At 41.7% G+C, this 17,823-nt stretch carries 14 protein-coding genes; 10 read left to right on the top strand and 4 right to left on the bottom strand.

What is annotated here, in order from left to right:
* Positions 1-152: 152 nt before the first annotated feature.
* Genes AB5916_RS12490 through AB5916_RS12475 form a run of 4 tightly spaced genes read right to left on the bottom strand, consistent with a single transcriptional unit; the run spans position 153 to position 3,269 of the window.
* Entirely contained in the window at positions 153-815 is a 663-nt protein-coding gene (locus AB5916_RS12490) for a TFIIB-type zinc ribbon-containing protein (protein WP_368191251.1), read from the bottom strand.
* Between the two features lie 22 nt (positions 816-837).
* A complete protein-coding gene (locus AB5916_RS12485; protein ID WP_368191248.1) occupies positions 838-1,569 on the bottom strand; it encodes an HD domain-containing protein in 732 nt (243 codons plus the stop codon).
* Between the two features lie 28 nt (positions 1,570-1,597).
* The gene (locus AB5916_RS12480) at positions 1,598-2,542 is read right to left on the bottom strand and encodes a WG repeat-containing protein (RefSeq protein ID WP_368191246.1); all 945 of its coding nucleotides are present in this window, start codon (positions 2,540-2,542) and stop codon (positions 1,598-1,600) included.
* A gap of 58 nt (positions 2,543-2,600) precedes the next feature.
* Complete coding sequence (locus AB5916_RS12475; protein WP_368191243.1) at positions 2,601-3,269, bottom strand: exonuclease domain-containing protein; 669 nt, start codon at positions 3,267-3,269, stop codon at positions 2,601-2,603.
* A gap of 541 nt (positions 3,270-3,810) precedes the next feature.
* On the opposite strand from AB5916_RS12475, the gene AB5916_RS12470 reads away from it, so the two are divergent.
* The 10 genes from AB5916_RS12470 to AB5916_RS12425 all read left to right on the top strand — a co-directional run bounded on the left by AB5916_RS12470 (position 3,811) and on the right by AB5916_RS12425 (position 17,592).
* A complete protein-coding gene (locus AB5916_RS12470; protein ID WP_368191241.1) occupies positions 3,811-4,968 on the top strand; it encodes an adenine-specific methyltransferase EcoRI family protein in 1,158 nt (385 codons plus the stop codon).
* A complete protein-coding gene (locus tag AB5916_RS12465; RefSeq protein ID WP_368191239.1) occupies positions 4,916-5,218 on the top strand; it encodes an adenine-specific methyltransferase EcoRI family protein in 303 nt (100 codons plus the stop codon). The genes AB5916_RS12470 and AB5916_RS12465 overlap by 53 nt, the downstream gene beginning before the upstream one ends.
* A gap of 50 nt (positions 5,219-5,268) precedes the next feature.
* Positions 5,269-6,402 carry an HNH endonuclease family protein gene (locus AB5916_RS12460; RefSeq protein WP_368191236.1) on the top strand — a complete coding sequence of 378 codons (1,134 nt, stop codon included), beginning with the start codon at positions 5,269-5,271 and terminating at the stop codon, positions 6,400-6,402.
* Positions 6,403-6,407: 5 nt separating this feature from the next.
* Complete coding sequence (locus AB5916_RS12455; protein ID WP_368191233.1) at positions 6,408-7,142, top strand: hypothetical protein; 735 nt, start codon at positions 6,408-6,410, stop codon at positions 7,140-7,142.
* 199 nt (positions 7,143-7,341) lie between these two features.
* Positions 7,342-8,070 (top strand): 5-bromo-4-chloroindolyl phosphate hydrolysis family protein, encoded by a 729-nt coding sequence (locus AB5916_RS12450; RefSeq protein ID WP_368191231.1) that lies wholly within the window; start codon positions 7,342-7,344, stop codon positions 8,068-8,070.
* Positions 8,071-8,808: 738 nt separating this feature from the next.
* Positions 8,809-10,671, top strand: coding sequence for a hypothetical protein (locus AB5916_RS12445; protein ID WP_368191229.1), 1,863 nt, complete (start codon positions 8,809-8,811; stop codon positions 10,669-10,671).
* Positions 10,672-10,692: 21 nt separating this feature from the next.
* Entirely contained in the window at positions 10,693-13,677 is a 2,985-nt protein-coding gene (locus tag AB5916_RS12440; RefSeq protein ID WP_368191228.1) for an ATP-dependent helicase, read from the top strand.
* 89 nt (positions 13,678-13,766) lie between these two features.
* The gene (locus AB5916_RS12435) at positions 13,767-14,807 is read left to right on the top strand and encodes a hypothetical protein (protein WP_368191225.1); all 1,041 of its coding nucleotides are present in this window, start codon (positions 13,767-13,769) and stop codon (positions 14,805-14,807) included.
* Between the two features lie 518 nt (positions 14,808-15,325).
* Complete coding sequence (gene iscB / locus AB5916_RS12430) at positions 15,326-16,867, top strand: RNA-guided endonuclease IscB (RefSeq protein ID WP_368191223.1); 1,542 nt, start codon at positions 15,326-15,328, stop codon at positions 16,865-16,867.
* A 50-nt stretch (positions 16,868-16,917) separates the two neighbouring features.
* Positions 16,918-17,592: a hypothetical protein gene (locus AB5916_RS12425; protein WP_368191222.1), complete on the top strand. Its 675-nt coding sequence runs from the start codon at positions 16,918-16,920 to the stop codon at positions 17,590-17,592.
* The last annotated feature ends 231 nt before the right edge of the window (positions 17,593-17,823 follow it).

Raw genomic sequence — 17,823 nt, 5'->3', positions numbered from 1 at the left:
AAAAGGACTAAGGATCCGCAAGGGTCTTATCGGGAGATAGCGGCTTTGTCCGGGGTGACTGTTTTAAAGACAGGAAGCTCGTGACTTTAGTCGTGAGAGGCTTCACCCAAACCAAATAGAAATCGTCGTTAAATTTTTGGGCACTCAGATTTTTACAAACTTTTCATCAGCATTTCCAGTAAGCTTTCATGCAATGGTGTTAAAAATGGGTTATGCGGTATTTCCCGGTACTTCTCAATTTTATACATCTCAACATTTTCTGAGGTACGGCTCAGCCAGCAATAGTAGGCAGAATAGAGAATGTCCAGTATAACAAATAACTTTGACCAGCCAGGATACTTTAGAGAAGCATTTATAAGCATGATAATTCCAAATCCTATAAACACTGCATCTCTGATAAAAGCAGCTTTTAACATATTCATTTTTTTTCGATACATGATTTCCGCATAATCTATCATTGGCTGTGCCACTGTATTTAACTGTTCCATTTTGTCCCATACATCGGATGCTTCCTGTCTTTTTCCTTCTTCTAAGTGGTAGTCAGACAGTTTCGATGTGAGAGAAAGCAGTATAATAGCATATGGATTAGAATCTGTCGGATGGAGATCCTCAAGCTCTTTGGCAATCGAATATGCTCTATCATAATTCCCAATTTTTAAATGCTCTGTCGCTTGAGAAATACGGGAGGCATATTTGTAAGTAGCCTTATCCGCTGTCTTATCCGTAAAAACAGTGCCACAAAAGGTACATTTATACCGTCCATTATCAAACACTATTTCATTTCCGCCACAATTAGGGCATTTTTGTTCACGCATAATTTGTCATCCCCTTCGGTAATTAATTCCCAGCAGCCTCTTTGTCTTTAGGATCTGGTTTTCCACCTATATATTTTGCCGCATCAAATTTCTCCATCATGATCCGCATGCTGTTGTTCAGTGAATAAATGTTGCTTTTCAGGATAGAAAAAGAATTGGTATAATCCGGATAATAATTCTTGCAATAGGAAGCCATCGGAAGCAGAAAGTCATCTGTTTCCTTGATGTATTTACGCATCCGTTCAAAGGTAAACGTATACAGGCTGGTGCTGTTATGCAGGCGGTCACTGAGCTTGATCAGAGATGCTTTACAGTTTCGCTCAATCTTTTTAAAATACACGCTTAGCTCGTATTCATCCAGTCCGGATTCCTTAGTCAGAAGTGTAATAATATCCAGTACCTCCTGGAAAAGATGATACTCTGTAATCAGTTCCCGGCCTTTCAGTGGGAGCTTATCACTGCAGTCCTCCAACAGGTCGTGCAGCAGGGCAGCAGCCAGGGTGACATCGTCATCAATCCCATAGTTCATCAGTGTGGTACACACTTTCAACGGATGCACAATGTAAGGCATGCCATCCTTCCGGTACTGACCGTCATGGAAGTGCCTTGCCACTGCTAGGGCAATCAAAGTCTGCTTCAAGTTCTTTGCTACTGCAAACCCTTTGATGAACATATAGGATTTAATATACTTTCCTGTGTCCGCTTCGTTGTAAGTGTCATTCAGTTTTACAATCTTTTTATTTCCTTTCAGCATTTTAATTTTCTCCTTATGTTAGCACCGTTTACTGGTTTTTTAATGGATTCCAATTCATAACATCTAATCTGCCGTTTTTCTTTTTTCCTTTAAATACTATTTCCTTCTTAAAAACTTCATCCGGGATCTTATAGCTGTCCCAGTCTAAATCCTTATATACGGCTGGCATAATAATATCTCCGTTAAAACCAATCGCGCCGAATCCATTTTTTCCTATTACTACAGCAAACTGATCATTATACACTTGGGAAACTTCTAAGAACTCTTCAAATTCCTTGACAAGCTGTACAGAAGCAGTTTCATCTGATCCATCAGAATACTGCAGCAGCAATACATGTCCATCCCGCACTGCGGTTCCTGCAGAACATATAACTGGAAGACTGTCAATGGACTCACATCTGTCAAAGAGTATGGTACCTTTCCTGTCAATAACTGCCCAGCCATCAGAGTTCTTTACTCTTGCCAATGTCCCCTGGCGTTCCCATGGATAAGCGTCTTCATAGTTTTCAGTCATACGTTCCCCGTTTTCTGAGATGAAATAAAATCCATTTCCTTCGCTGACACAGGATGACTGGTTCGACATAGGTGAAGCATCTGTGTACTGCGGTTTTATTACAATCCTTCCGTCTTCCTTTGCAATAAAACCAATCAATCCATCCTTGTTTATAACACGGCAGTAATCAGAAAAAAGATCCTTCTCGATCGCAGCATAGGTATCAGATAAGACCTTTTTACCGTTTATTAAATAAGCTCCATCATTATCATATACAATCCGGGTACCATTTTCTGAAACAGTCATGGAATCATCATAGCGGTATGCTTTACTATTTCTTACATGCTGATACCAGACAGTTCCAATTCCTATAACCGCCGAAAAAAGAAATAGTGTTATAAGAAGCGGTCCTTTCCAATCTGTTTTTTCTACGCTGTTTTCTTCCTCCAGGCTGAGGGCTTTCAATAATTTATCGAACATTTTTTCTCTCCTTAAATATTAGTATTTTTGATTACGAACTGGATTTGCATAACTGCGCCTAAGCTGGCAGGGATATAGCCGAGAAATCAAAAAGCTCTCCCAGTGACATTCCCTTTTTGGGTTTTAAGACATCTATGACATGACATAATGTCTTTTGGCACATTTCTTTATCACGGATAATTGCAAACAAATCTGCCGTATTTTTCGCATCATCCAACGCATCGTGCTGGTGTCCGGAAAAGTCCTTTCCAGCATACATAATGGCATCTTTTAAGGAGAGGCTACGGTCAAAACCCAGGGTATCGCCATATTCTTTCTGGAAATCAAACCAGCTGTTTTCCATATAGTGCCTGTTTTTATCAGACAGCGAAATATTTTTTAAGGCAATTTCTTTGTTGATCTGCAAATAGTCGTTCTCACTCCACTGGACAATCTGGTTTTCTCCAGGGATACTGTTGCACCACTGAAAGAACATCTGTAAGGCATCTGCGAAATACGGAGCAGAAGCAACCATTTCCGTCTTGATTCCTGTCAGCTTTTCATATTTCTTTTCAATGCGTGTGTTGTATTGAGGTTTTACCAGTGTGACAAAGCGTCCAATCTCATGGTAATGTTCATCCAGAAGGACAGCGCCGATTTCAATGACTTCCAACCGGCAGAGTTCACGTTCTTTTACGAATTCCTTTGCTATAGCATTCATTTCCAGGTCAATTACAATGTACTTCATAGTGCAGTTCCTCCTTTAATTAAGATGCAAGGTATGAGGCGTTTCAAGCCACTTGTTACCTTATAAAAAAAGGGTAGCATAAAAAATATCTTTTTTGCATGACCGTTTATTCCCAAATCCTTGGGTGCCGTTTATAAGAAACTGGAGGAAAAAATCAAAGAATTAATGGAATTGCTTCCGAAAAGAAGTAGGGCATCCATTACAGGAAGGAAACACCTTCTTGGGATAACAAGCCGGACGATACATAACTGGACGGAAGAAGAAAAAGATATCTGCCGCCAGTGGCTGTCACTGCCGGATAACGAGAGACCTTCTAAACAGTCTCTTGCAGAGAAAATACCAGATCATACGAAAAACGGAATTAAGGACATGTTAAAAAGATTACAAAAGGAAATAATTTAAGCTGGGGAAACTCGGCTTTTTCTTTTGCAATAAGGGAACTGCTGCATACTCGAAGATATTCTTCTGATATGCTTTTTTTGCCATCTTACTCTCAAAATAACATATTAAAAATAAGAATATGTTATAAGAGGTATAGGTTATGGCAAATGAAAGTTTACATAAAGCAAAAACGGCAAAAAATGATGAGTTTTATACACGGCTTACAGATGTTGCAGAAGAACTCAGGCATTATAAAAAGCATTTCCGGGGAAAGACCGTTCTATGTAATTGTGATGATCCAACATGGTCTGCATTTTGGAAATATTTTCATCTGAATTTTGAAGAGCTTGACTTAAAAAAAATAATTTCCACTCATTATGACATAGAAAAACCGACGTATAAGATGGAATACACAGGCGGAGATGATGATAATATTGAATCCGGTGTAAAGACACCGTTGGAAGGAAATGGAGATTTTCGAAGTCAGGAGTGTTTGGATCTTTTGAGTGAATGTGACATTGTGGTGACGAATCCGCCATTTAGTATAGCTCGTGAAAGTTACGTGCCTTTGCTTTTTAAATATAAGAAAAAATTCATTATCATTGGAGATTTGAACTGGGTAACATATAAATTTATATTTCCTTTGTTAAAAGAGAATAAAATGTGGATGGGTTGTTCTAACGTAAAAGCGTTTATTCAACCAGATGGAAGTATAAAAAAATTTGGCAATAAACTATGGTATACAAATCTTGATATAAAAAAAAGACATGAAAATATCATCCTATGGAAAAAGTATTCTTCTGATTCTTATCATAAATATGACAATTATGATGCTATTAATGTTGATAAAGTGTCAGAAATACCTTGTGATTACTGCGAATCGTGGAAAGTTACAGAAGAAGAACTTTTAAAACTTAATTCTTTAGACTGGGAAATAGTAAGAGAACAAAATGAATGTAGTATAAAAATCTTATGGATTATCCCAGCTTCTGGAACCGAATTAAGAAAAATTTTAAGTCAACATTCAAATGGGTATAAAGAAAAAATTGAGGAAAAGTTAAAAAAATGCTTGACAAGTGACGATGAAAAGACGACGCTTTTACAGTGGACAGCGGACAGGTATTGTAACGGAATTTTCGGAGTTCCAATTACGTTCTTTGGAGTCCATAACTCAAAGCAATTTGAAATCATTGGAGCGACAGAATCAGAGGGAAAAGGATTCAGTCAAGGATTATGGATTTCAGAATCTGAAGTTGCACAACCACTTGTCGAAAGTAAACGAAAATACAAGAGACTATTTACCAGGAAGATATTGTAATGGCGTTATGGGTGTCCCGATAACATTTTTGGATAAGTTTAACGCAGATCAGTTTAGGATTTCTGGATGTGCTGATGCCAATGTATTACCTGACGGCTGGCGCGGAGCCTCAAAGGAATTTGTAGAATTGTATTATAAACAAGGGAATACAGGACAATACAAAGAAGGAAACAGGCTTGCTTGTTATATTGACAAAAATGGAAAAGCAAAAGTGCCATATAAAAGAATTTTAATCCAGAAAAAGGTTTAAGAAATATAATAAATAAAAAAAATTACTAAAAAGGAGATATCGTAGTTTTTATGAAAATAAAACCAATTCAAGTCACAATTGCAGACCTTACAAAGAACTATAAAGATGATGGAGATGGTGGCGTATTCGGTTATGATGACCGCCTTACAATTAGACTTGCCTATCAACGTGAGTTCGTTTATAAAGATAAGCAGAGAGATTTAGTCATTGACTCCATAATGAAAGGAAGGCCTCTCAATGTCATGTACTGGTCAAAGACCGGAAATGATACATATGAAGTTCTTGACGGTCAGCAGCGTACTATTTCTGTTGCTCAATATATCAATAAAGATTTTCCTATTAAGGTCAATGGAAATGATAAGTTCTTTCAGAATCTTACAACTACAGAGCGTGACCAGGTTCTTGATTATGAACTGACAGTTTATATCTGCAAAGGAACAGAGGAAGAAAAACTGGAATGGTTCAAGATTATCAATATTGCAGGTGAAACTCTTACACCGCAGGAGCTTTTAAATGCTACCTATACAGGAACATGGCTTGCAAACGCAAAGAACTATTTCTCGAAGAGGAACTGCGTTGCCAGACAGATGGCGGATGGATATATCAAAGGAAATCCGATCAGACAGGATTATCTTGAAAAGGTATTAACATGGATCGCAGACCGAGATGGTTTAGAGTCAGGTCAGATGTATATGGCAATTCATCAGCATGATGCAGATGCCAATGATTTGTGGCTTTATTTTCAGACAGTTATCTACTGGGCGAAGATGCTGTTTCCAACACCGCGCAAAGGTATGACCGATGTGCAGGATTGGGGGTTGCTTTACAATAAGTATCATAATAAGCAGTATAACAGTAATACGCTCGAAGCTGATATTCAGAGACTTCTTATGGATGATGATGTCACAAAGAACCATGGTATCATTCCTTATGTGTTATCCGATAGAACAAAGCACGATGAGAAATCTTTGTCTATTAGAGCGTTTACAGAAGCCCAGAAGCGCAGGGCTTATGAAAAACAAGGACATAGATGCCCTTATTGTGAAAAGAATGGAATTTTTACGGAATACGCTTATTCTGAAATGCAGGGTGATCATATTGTACCATGGTCCAAGGGTGGAAGAACAATAGATAGTAACCTGCAGATGCTGTGTCAGAAATGTAATGCTGAAAAAAAGCAATAAATAACTTGGCAGCAGGTAACTATTGGAGTTGTAGGAAAGGAGAAAAAATGTACCGTTTAATTGAAAATGCAATAGATTATTGTCCAGAACTAAAAAAATGTGATAATGTACATGAAATGGATAATGAGGATTTCCCAGAATATGCTGTAGCCTGTGGAACCGCAGAAGTCATAAAGGGAGAACATTCAGAAATAAAGAGAAAGTATATAGCTGTATTCATGAATGTGGAACATATAAAAAGTTTTGTTGGACGCATAGGTATAGCAGAGTATTATGATATTCCCAAGGAAACGTTTCTTTATGATACAGAACTGCTGCAAACTCTTTCTCAAAAGAATGAAAATATAGAAAATATGGCTTCATATTTAAGCCATGTTATCGAGGCACAGGAATTAAAAAGTTTTGCTTATCTGAAAAATGAAGTAAATGCAAAAATCATAAGTGATATCAGGGTTGATGGAAGTCCAGGAGTGTTACCGCTATTTGAAATTTTTTCAAAGAACAGTTCTTTCTGGATGTGTAATCTATCAAAGGCATCCTATGCTCCACATGCTCACATGATGAAAAGTATGCTTAAGGAGCGTGGAGTGACAGATATGGTCAAAATGCCTTGTGAATTAGTCGATGATGATATTTACGCTATTCATAATAATATATCAAGAGAATTTCCTGGCACTTTTCAGAATGATGAACAAAAACTGTATGAAAAGATTTTTGAAGGTGAACATGATCTTGTTTGAAGAGATGTGACAAAAAATTGATATCTTACGATAAAAATAACATATTAATTGTGAACGGATTAATGGCATTAAGGCGATGAAAAGGATGATGCGTACTTTCGTTCACAATTTCAGGCAGCCTTCGGGCTGCCTTTTTCTTATAAAAATCGACCAGTATTGAAAAAATATGACATATTAAAAATAAAAGGAGACGACAGTTATGGATATAGAAGATTTTTTAGAGGTACTAAGGAAAATTGTGGTATGTAGCTTTGGGCTGTTAGCGCTTTGTGTTACAAATTATGGATGGACGGAACTTCTCTCCTTCGTTCACACTGTTTCAATTTATTCAATGTCTCTGCCTAGATTCATAGCTTTTAATTTCGTGAATGTGGGAGGTATACTTTTGCAGATATTTGTAGCTGTTTGGATAGTTACACATTTCGAAAAACCAGCTGGATTTTATCCAGTGCAAAATAATGAAGAGGAAGCGCAGAGAAGACAGCAGAGAAGACAAGTACAGAAAGTGTATGATAAAGGAAAGGCATATATTAAAAAGATTCATGCAAGCAACGATGCAATTCGGGGAGAAGAGATTTCTGCCAAAATTGCAAAAATGGAACAAGTCATAGAGCAGATTTTCCAGAGATCAGAAGAGCATCCGGAGATTATCCCGGATCTCAAAAAGATGATGGATTATTATCTTCCGATGACGGTGAAACTTCTGGATGCTTACGAGGATATGGACAGACAACCGATTCAGGGAGAGACAATCTGTGCATCAAAGAAAGAGATAGAGGATACTTTAGATACACTGAAGGAAGCGTTTGCAAAACTTCTGGATTCCGTTTTTCAGGATACAGCATGGGATATGTCCAGTGATATTTTTGTAGTGAACACCATACTTGCACAAGAAGGCCTGACTGGTAATGATTTTATTCATAAATAAGGAAAAGTCTCCCGCCTCTAAATGTCAGCGCAGGCGGTGGGGACTTCACAACAATATACTGTTATCTTCTTCCGAGGACATTCCGGGGGACATCCTGAGGGACATCCGCACGGTTTTAACAAGATAACTTTTCTTATAAAAATCGTCTGTACTTCTAAAAATATTACATATTAGTTATGTAATCGTTTTTAGAAGGGAGGACGATTTGCAGAAAAGCAAGGAGTCCTCTACCTCTAAGTAAAGCGTAGGTAGCGAGGTTAAAGTGATAAGAAATCTTGCCCATGCAGCAACAATGGCAGCACGGTAAGTGCAGATATATGCAGATTATACAGATACAGGTGTTTGCTTTTGTATATATTTGCTGTCGCACCCTTCATGGGTGCGTGAGTTGAAGTTATCATACAAGGTTCGCCCGGACAAGGGAGGTTTGTCGCACCACACGTGGGTGCGCGAGTTAAAATACATCCCGGATTTTCAAAAAATCTGCTTAGGAACCGTCGCACCCTTCATGGGCGCGTGAGTTAAAATGGGCTATGACCATCAGCCATGCAACCCGGAAGATCCGTCGCACCCTTCATGGGTGCGTGAGTTAAAAATTGCGAGTGTCTATGTAACTTGGTTGTCTGTTAAAATAATCCAGTCTGAAGCCGGGCTTTCCCGGCTTTTTTCTTTGCCTTTTTTCAAAAATACATATTATAAGTGGAAACACATTTTTTGAAAAAAGGAGGAAAACAAAACATGGCAAAAAATGAAAATCTTGTGAAAGAAGTAGAGGAATACATAAAAAGACTTGGATCAAGATTAAAAAAGGTAAAATTTACCCAGCATGCTGCCGATATCATATGGGAAGGAAATACTTATCATTTTTGTTTTAATGAAAGTATAAAGCTGCCAGAATATGTTGGAAAATTCCAGCTGTTTTTGGGATATCCGGACCTTGAAGATAACGGATTGAATGCTGAAGACATTAAGAACCTCAAGGAGCTTACAGAGTTATATGAAAATATGACCGACAGTGAAATCCTTGAAAAGGCAAATCTTTATGAAGAAGACCTATGGAAACCGGCTGGAAAATACATTGCCGGAATTGATTTTGCAGTGCTTCCCAGTACCGTTGTGGTAGTCATGGAGGATGGAAGATCGACAACACTACATGTTGAAAACGATGAAAACGGAAAACGTCAGTTTAAGCTGACAAATTCAAATCTCCGTCTTATGAAATCTTTTTATCATGCGAAGCTGCTTCGTATGGTTGAAAACGAGGCGGTAGATGAAGATGGCAGTAAAAAGAAAGTGAATATCCACAAATTCTTTGACCTGCTGCCAAATAACATGCTTGATCTGTCTATCGACATAGGTGCAAGGTTTGGAAAGATCGGGGAATCCGGAATGAACATCATTGATGATGGTGACTTTTGGAGGACACCAAAGCCTTCCCAGCTGTACTGGCTTATCTATTACCAGAAACTGGCAGAAGGATATGATGATATGACGGCAGATCTGATTGAGACAAATGACATTGTTGAACAGATCTTTTCCAGGGATAACGAAGAAGCAGAATTGGAAGAGGAGAGTCCGGCAGTGGAGTTTTACCGCATGGTTATTGAAGGGGCTAAGAAAGCTCTCGATGACTTCGGAAATGACTGGATGGCTAACAGAAATCCGTATAACGGACGTATGATCAATTCATGCTGGAAATTCTTTTCTTTGCTTTCAGAAGCTGTGGATGTTAAGACGCCAGGAGCTGAAGAGCCTGCTGCCATAAAAGTTAAGATCGATGCCGCTAATGCGGCGATCAAAAAGATGATTGCAGTAATAAACCCTCCTTTCAAAAAAGGAGTTACTGTAAATACTTTTATGATCAAGACAGATGGTATCCTGACCATCGAAGATGCTGACAATGCAATCGCTGATGCAGTATCAGAATGGGAAGGAAAGATACAGGCTATGGAAGCCCTCACCTCAACAAGTGCGAAACAGGCGTCAGCGTCAAAGAAACTGTCTCCATTTGGTTCCGTTAAGGTATCAAGGCCGACAGAGGAACAGATGCAGTGGATCAAAGATCTTGTTGCAAAAACCCAGCCGAAATATGTTCCGCTGATCAGAAAGGCTTATATGCTTGATCCTGTTGAAAGACGTGAAGCATATGAGGCTGCTCTTGAAAAATCTGAGTATAAGGAAGAGAAAGACCTGTTCCATGGAACCAGGTCTGAAAATGTAGCGGCGATCACATCCTGTGGCGGCCCTACGATCCATGTATCGTCAGCGAACGGACGTGCTTTTGGTAATGGCTCTTACTGGAGTTCAGACCCGGATAAGTCCGCCGGCTATTCCAGCTGGAACCGTTACAGCAGATGGGCTAAAGGAACAGATAATTTTGGGTGGCTCTTTATTGGAAGGATCCATTACGGGAAAGCTTATAACCCATCTGGAAATTACACTGGCTCATCAACAGAGGAAGCAGTGAAAAAGGGCGGATATGATGTGTGTCATGCAAAACCTGAAAGCACGGTACTTCTAAGGGATGAGATCATCACTTACGACGAAGAACATTCATATGTCCAGGCGGTCATTATGATCGGGGACCCTGACGAAGAATAAGGAATTCACAGGAGGAAATTTATGGAGACTAATATGAAATCTATGGAAGATGAAACAAAGGCAAAAAGAACACCTACCCCGCAGCTGAATCAGGCCTGCCATACACGCCGTGATTTTGAAGCGAAAGTAGATCTTCATGAAACAACTCAGGGTGAACGGTATCTGACAGCAATGGTCATTAACCCGACTATCAAATACGCGTTAACCCCGATGTTCGGACCTTGTGGAGGAAAGAATGTGATCCAGGCTGCAAGGAATAAAAAGGAAGCCAAAAAAGCCGTTATGCGTTACATGCACGACCGCTATGCAGCGATCCCTTATCAGAACTACCAGCAAAAGATGGCTGTGCTGGAATATGATTTTAACCGGGTATTCCGTTATATTGACAGTGAATACAGGGTTATGAACACATTTCCGGTATCTGCAGAATATGAGCTTGCAGGAAAGAACCATAAGTATACACCGACACTCACACACGAGTGCGGGGATTCCATTGATGTTTTTTCCATAAAACTTGGAAAAAGCAAATACACCCAGAGTGGAAGAAAGAATGAATTTAACAGGGATATGGCATTGTATGAAATGGTGCTGTATGGACGTGCCCGAGGTTTTAAGACGATCCGGGCCCACCTGCTTTTCCTGACCAGGACAGACGATGTTGAAGACTGGTCTGCGTGTGAACCTTCCTTTTTCGCCGGTGGTGGTAATAATGATATCACGATGAATGACATATACGATGGTTCCAAAAACCAGCTTGATGAACAAATGGAAGAAAAGATCCGGCTGTTTCAGGATGGTGTGGAAGAGGAAGAGATGCCGGAAGATGAGTGCTCTTATTGCAAGTATGCCCACATCTGCCACCAGACTCTTCCGCCTACAAGGATAGAGGAAGTAGCTCCGGATACGTCAAACATGACAACTGTCCAGAAGATCAATTTTTCTGAAAAGCAGGAAAAGATCAGGACCTTTGATAAAGGAATCATGAGGGTGATCGCAACTGCCGGATCAGGAAAGACATTCACTTCAATGGCCCATGTAGCGTATCTGCTCAATAAGGGAGTGTCTCCTAAGGATATCATCCTGGTTACTTTTTCCAATGCTGGGGCTAAAGAAATGGCACATAAGCTGAAAAAGATACTTGGATATGATCCGACATCGGAAGATTATGGAATGACAATAACAACCTTCCATGGTCTGTTTTACGATATCGTTAAGGATAACTGGAAGGCTCTTGGTTTTGGAAGAAGACCTGGAGTGTTAAACATGGTCCAGAGATACTCTAAGATCGCAGAGATCTTAGCCCAAAATCCCATCATGGAATGGAAGGGCGCTTCGTTCAGAAACTTTTCGGTGAAAAAAGGCGGATATAATGACACAGGTGCGTTATCTGTTATTTCTGATATTTTCAGCCAGATCAAAGCTATCGGAAAGGATTATGAAACCATTTCGTCCTATGAGGTCAAACCCCTCTGCGATATCCCGCAGTCAGCTATACAGAAAGTGATCGGTCTTTACGGCAAATATGAAGAGTATTGCAAAAAGGAGGGGCTGATCGACTTCGATGACATGGAGCTTTTAGCTTTCCAGGTGATCGAGGAAAATCCGAAATATCTGGAGACGCGTTATGGGTTCAGGCATTCGGTAATAGATGAATTCCAGGATACATCTGAATTTCAGATGGAAATGGTAAAAAGGATCAAGATGCTTCCGACATTTGAAAGCATGATGATCGTTGGTGACGATGACCAGTCCATTTACAGGTTCAGGGGAACATCCCCGGAATTCATCCTGGACTTCAATACCAAGATCAACCAGCAGTATGTGATGCGTACAGAAACGGATGTTGAACACCCGAAGGTACGTGAAGGTGACTGTGTGGAAGATGTCGTGCTTGATATCAATTACAGGTCCCATCAGGAAATCATTGATCTTGGCTGCAAAATGCTGGAGAAAAATGATGATAAGATCGAGAAAAATATCGTAGCTGCCAGAGGCGAAGGCGGATATACCCTTGTGAAAGGGCATTCTGATAAAAAGAAAATGCTTGACTGGATGGTAACTTCAATCCAGGCGCAGCATGACCATGGAATCCCTTGGGAAGATATCTGCGTACTTGCTTATAAAAAAGCGAAACTGTGTGATGTAGCAGATGCGTTGACCAAGGCTGGGATCCCATCCATGATGGGAGCTCCTGAATCAATGTTCGAAAACAGCAGGATCGACAGTATCCTTGCTTTTGCAAGGGTCCTTCTCAATCCGGCGGATACACTTGATGCGGCCCAGGCAGCTGCAGCAGTTTATTATGCAGAAAATCCTACTACTGAGGATAAATTCATGCACCTTACGCAGCAGCAGCTGGATGAAAGGATCCAGGGGGTTCTTGACAGAGTACTGCTCATCAATGAAGAGATGAATCCAGTGATAAAAAAAGAAATGTTTATGCAGTTCATTGCAGACATATGGCTCAAGGATGAAGCTGTTGAACGTTTTATTGAACCGTTCAATACGCTGGACTTTGACGAAATCCTGAAGTACTGCCGTGATTTTACACTCTACGGTGTAAATGAAGAATACCGGAGACTGGATGAATACCCGGGAGTAAAACTTATCACAGCCCACAGTTCGAAAGGGCTCGAATGGCCCGTCGTCTACCTTGACCTTACGGATTTCAGTGACATTGCACTGGAAAGACGTGCTGACAAGGAAGAAGTCAGGAGACTGATGTATGTTTCCATGACCCGTGCCAGGGACCAGCTTTTTACTACAGGCGTTTTCTCTAAGACCGGGAAAAAGGTCGGGGAGGAAGTCATTAACTGGTGCCTGAATGAGGCTTACGATGCAGCAGGCAAAAACTGGGATTCAGAATATACCAGAGCCAGGGCTGAAGCCGCTGCTGAAAAATCGGCAAAGGCAAAGGCTGCTGCAGAAGCCCGCAAAGCGAAAGCTGCTGCGAAAAAGGCAGAGAAGGCAAAAGTCAATAACCGGCCGAAGTCGCGGGCTTGCTGATACATGCCCCACTTTTAGAAACTTTTACAGAAGCAAACGGGATCATCCCGATGCTAATATATCAAAACATAACCCAGGAGGAAAAGAACATGAGAAAAATGAGAACAAACGACGTAATGAGAAACATGGTAACAGGAAACGTGGCAACAATTGCCGCAGTCAAAGGTGAAAATGTAACTTTTGATAACGGGGATACACTCCCGGCAGCAGTTGTAAATAACTGCTTTTCCTTTATCGAGAACGAGTCTCCTTATGAGGCTCCACAGGCAGCTGTAAATGAAAATGAACTGTTTGTTGATGGAGAAAAGGTTGTCACTGGTATTATGAAGCTGGAAAAAGTACTTTTCACTGTGCCAGCCCAGGTCTATATCCTTGTAGAAAATAAGGATAAGAAAAAAGATATCGTAAGATACGATGTCAGAACGGAAAAATTCGACAATATTCACGTTGGCTTTGACCGTGTGGAAATCCTGTATGACCAGGAAGGAATCCTTATTTATTCCGTAGTTACGGAAACTGACCGTCAGGTAGCCGGTGAAGCAGAAGATGAAAAGGCCACTGTGAAAGAATATTCCGATAAAGTGTATATCCTCAAAGAAGGATGCAGCATTGGGGAACTCTACAATATGGCTTTAGATAAATTTGTGAAAGAGATCAAGACAGATAACGGGGTTCTTGTTTTCTTTGAAAGAAACAAGGCTCTTAATACAAAAGATGATCTTGACGGTTACGAATTTATCACACCGGTCGATATGGACGGAATTGACCTTGTTGAGATCAAAGTCTATGAAGAGAAAGATGAAGATGGCGAGGTTACAGGCGTATATGCTGATGCCTTCGAAAATCATTACGGAAACGTAAGAGCAATCTCCAAAGTTCACGGCAGCGAGCAGGTAATGGTTGTCACTGACAGCGGGATCCATATTTTTGGACGCCGTCACATGGCCATTGGACAGGATGTCCTGGATGCTGTAGAGAAGTATCCGATCCTCTGCAGATTTACTGCTGCAAAAGATTCTCATCGCCATGACACATTCGTGCTTGCAAACAGCAGTTACGAGAGTGTAACGATCAGGGTAAAAAGAGTTGGAGGTCCAGTAGGTTACGTGACTGAAATCTCCAAGAACTAATCGTCAATACTGGAAAAAAGGTTGTCGCTTTAACGATAGGAATCGTTAAGGCGAAGCCTTTTTTCTTTTTCTGCTATTTCCCGTGAAAACTGACATATTAAAAATAAAGGAATGTTTCCTGGGAAACCATAGGAAGAATTAAGCTGGGTTGGGAAAAACCTGGATTTTTTCGTTTTTTCTTATCTTTTTGTCAGCTTCTCGGCTATTGAATAACCGAGCATGCTGAAAGGCATGTGAAGTTATCAGTAGTACCTGAAAGGGCGCGCTGACTAGACTCAGGGTGATGGGATCCACTTACGATGGTGGGTATCATTGCACTACGTCCCGGATATCAATACCCGACCCGGTTGTGCCAAAGCCGGTACAGGGTTCAGGCAACGGATGTCTCCCCGGAGAAGGAGGCACTGACCTGGTGCACGAAGTATCCGGAACCTTGTCGAAGGGCGATGACTCCCGTATGGGAGGGCAGGACTCTTGTGTACCTGCCACAATAACAAAAGGAGGAACCAGCCATAAGTGTGTTCGTGGTAGGGCAAAGCGGATGCCGGCTGATGCCTGTATCTGAAAGGAAAGCCCGTTTATTACTTGATGGCGGGAAAGCTTCCGTATACCGGAAGGTCCCGTTTACCATAAAACTGAACTATAAGACAGGCAGTACCACACAGCCCGGTTATCTTGGCATAGATACCGGGTCCCAGCACATCGGGGTGTCCGTTGTGCGGGAAGACGGTACAGTCTTACATAAGGAGGAGGTCAGTCTCAGGGACTCCATGACAAAAAGGAAACTACTGGAAACAAGGGCTTCCTTAAGGAGAGGGCGACGCTGCCGCAAGACCCGGTACCGCCACCCGAAATGGAGACCGAAGACCAAACGTGTCTACTGTGAGGTGCCTGACAAAAAGGGAAGGCACTGGAAGAAACAGAAGAACACGTTCACATCCGGAAGGCCGGAAGGATGGCTTCCGCCGTCCCTGCAGTCAAAGACAGACCACCATATCCGGTGGATCAGGAAGCTGCAGGGCCTTCTCCCGGAAGGGTACCGCCTTTCCATCGAGCTGGGACGTTTCGACCCGGCCCGCATGAAAGACCCGGGGATCCACGGTGACCTGTACCAGAAAGGGCCGCAGTACGATTACGAAAATGTCCGTGCCTACGTCCTTGACCGAGACAGGTATACCTGCCAGGCCTGTAAAAAGAAAGGCGGGGAGCTGCATGTACACCATATCCTGTACCGGAGCCAGGGGGCTTCCGATAACCCGCAGTATATGGCCACGGTATGCAGCAGCTGCCATACCGTGGAGAACCACCTGCCCGGGGGAATCCTCTATCAGTGGATGCTGGAACAGAAGAAGTTCACCAGGGGCCTCCGGGATGCCACGTTCATGAACATCTTGGGAAAACGTCTCAGGAAAGCCTTGCCGGATGCGGTATTTACCTATGGGAACATCACGAAAGTGGACCGGGAGGTACTGAAGCTCCCAAAGAGCCATGGGAATGATGCCACAGCCATTGCCCTGGTAAAGACGGGTGTCGCTTCCGTTAAGGATAAGGAACCTGTCCTCTATATCCAGCAGGTAAGGAGAAAGAAACGCTCCCTTCATGAAGAGACCCCGAGGAGGGGACGGAAGGAACCGAACCGGAAAGCTGCACGGAACGGTAAGAACACAAAGGCCGTGACCTTTACGAAAAGACGGGGCGGAAAGAAAACATCCGTTACCGCCTGCCTGTTCGACTGTGTGGAACTGAACGGGAAGAAAGGCTGGATCTCCGGGTTTACCGGGACATCCTGTTATATGAAAGATGCAGAGGATAACTACATCCGTACATCCGGAAAGTATAACCAGGTCAGCCTGTCAAAGCTCAGGATCCTGCATCACTGTGGGAACTGGGCCGTTGGAGCAAGGAAACCTCTGGGGAAAGGCTGTGGCTCAAGGAGCCATACTGCTTTCATCCCGGTAATTGAATTACCGAGAATTCCCGCAGAGTGTCTTAAAAAATACATATTATTACTAGCCGGATTTACACAGAACGCCAACCAAGAAAAGAAGGAGGACGCATGACATATACATTTCCGGTTTGAGCATAAGGTATCATGCGTTAGAAAAAAAATATGAACAATAATTTAAAATGGGTTGCTGCATCAATATGTGTGATAGCAGCTGCAGTTTCAGGACAGGCTGTGAAAGCCGCTGAACACGAAGAATTCATTAAGATAGCCGAAGCCGATGGAAATGTAGATCCGTCATGCATAGACCGGGCAGATGAGCTGCTTAATCACTTACCGGCCCAGGTACTCAGCAATTTCGCTGACCGTGGCTGGAGGTTCTATGTTACCGATAAAAATATTGCCCATACCTATTATAATGGTCCATACAATTATAATTCTATCCTTGGACTGACGGATTACGACAAAAAATATATCGTGATAGAACAAAGATCGAAAGCAATTGAGGAGGCTACGCTACATGAATTCGGTCATTACCTTGATTGGATCCATGGAGTCATCCAGGAAAGTGATTCTTCCGAATGTATGGAAGTGCTGGATACAGAATTTATGGATATATACAATTCAGAATCCAATGCTTTTACAAATGAATTTGATGTGTATTTTCATTATGACCCAACTGAATTTTTCGCAGAGGGTTTATACCGGTTTTACACCGATGACAAAGAAGAACTCGAAGAGGTATGTCCGCGCCTGTGCCAAAGCGTAGAAGATCTGATAGAGGATGATGAAACTTTCTCTTGTTCTGCAGAACTTTTTTACGACGGATGCAGCCGCTGACTGTTTCGTTTTTCCCGAAATACTTTTTTGACACACCTGGTTCTAAAATGACATATTATTTATGAACCTAAAAAACCACAAGGTTCTGTCAGAAATATGTGGCTGGCAGGCCTAAACGATTTCCGTCATAGGAAATCTTGGGCGCGTGACCGTCCATAAGGTGTTCACGACCGTCAGTTTCTCGGCTAATGAATAACCGAGTGAGGTTACCGGTAGTACCCGAAAAGGCAC

Origin of the sequence: Blautia sp. 1033sp1_1033st1_G9_1033SCRN_220408 (assembly GCF_040929965.1) — a bacterium.
GTDB classification, from domain to species: domain Bacteria; phylum Bacillota; class Clostridia; order Lachnospirales; family Lachnospiraceae; genus Blautia_A; species Blautia_A ammoniilytica.
Note: the sequence above shows the minus strand (reverse complement) of the source record. Positions and strands in the feature narration are given on the sequence as shown.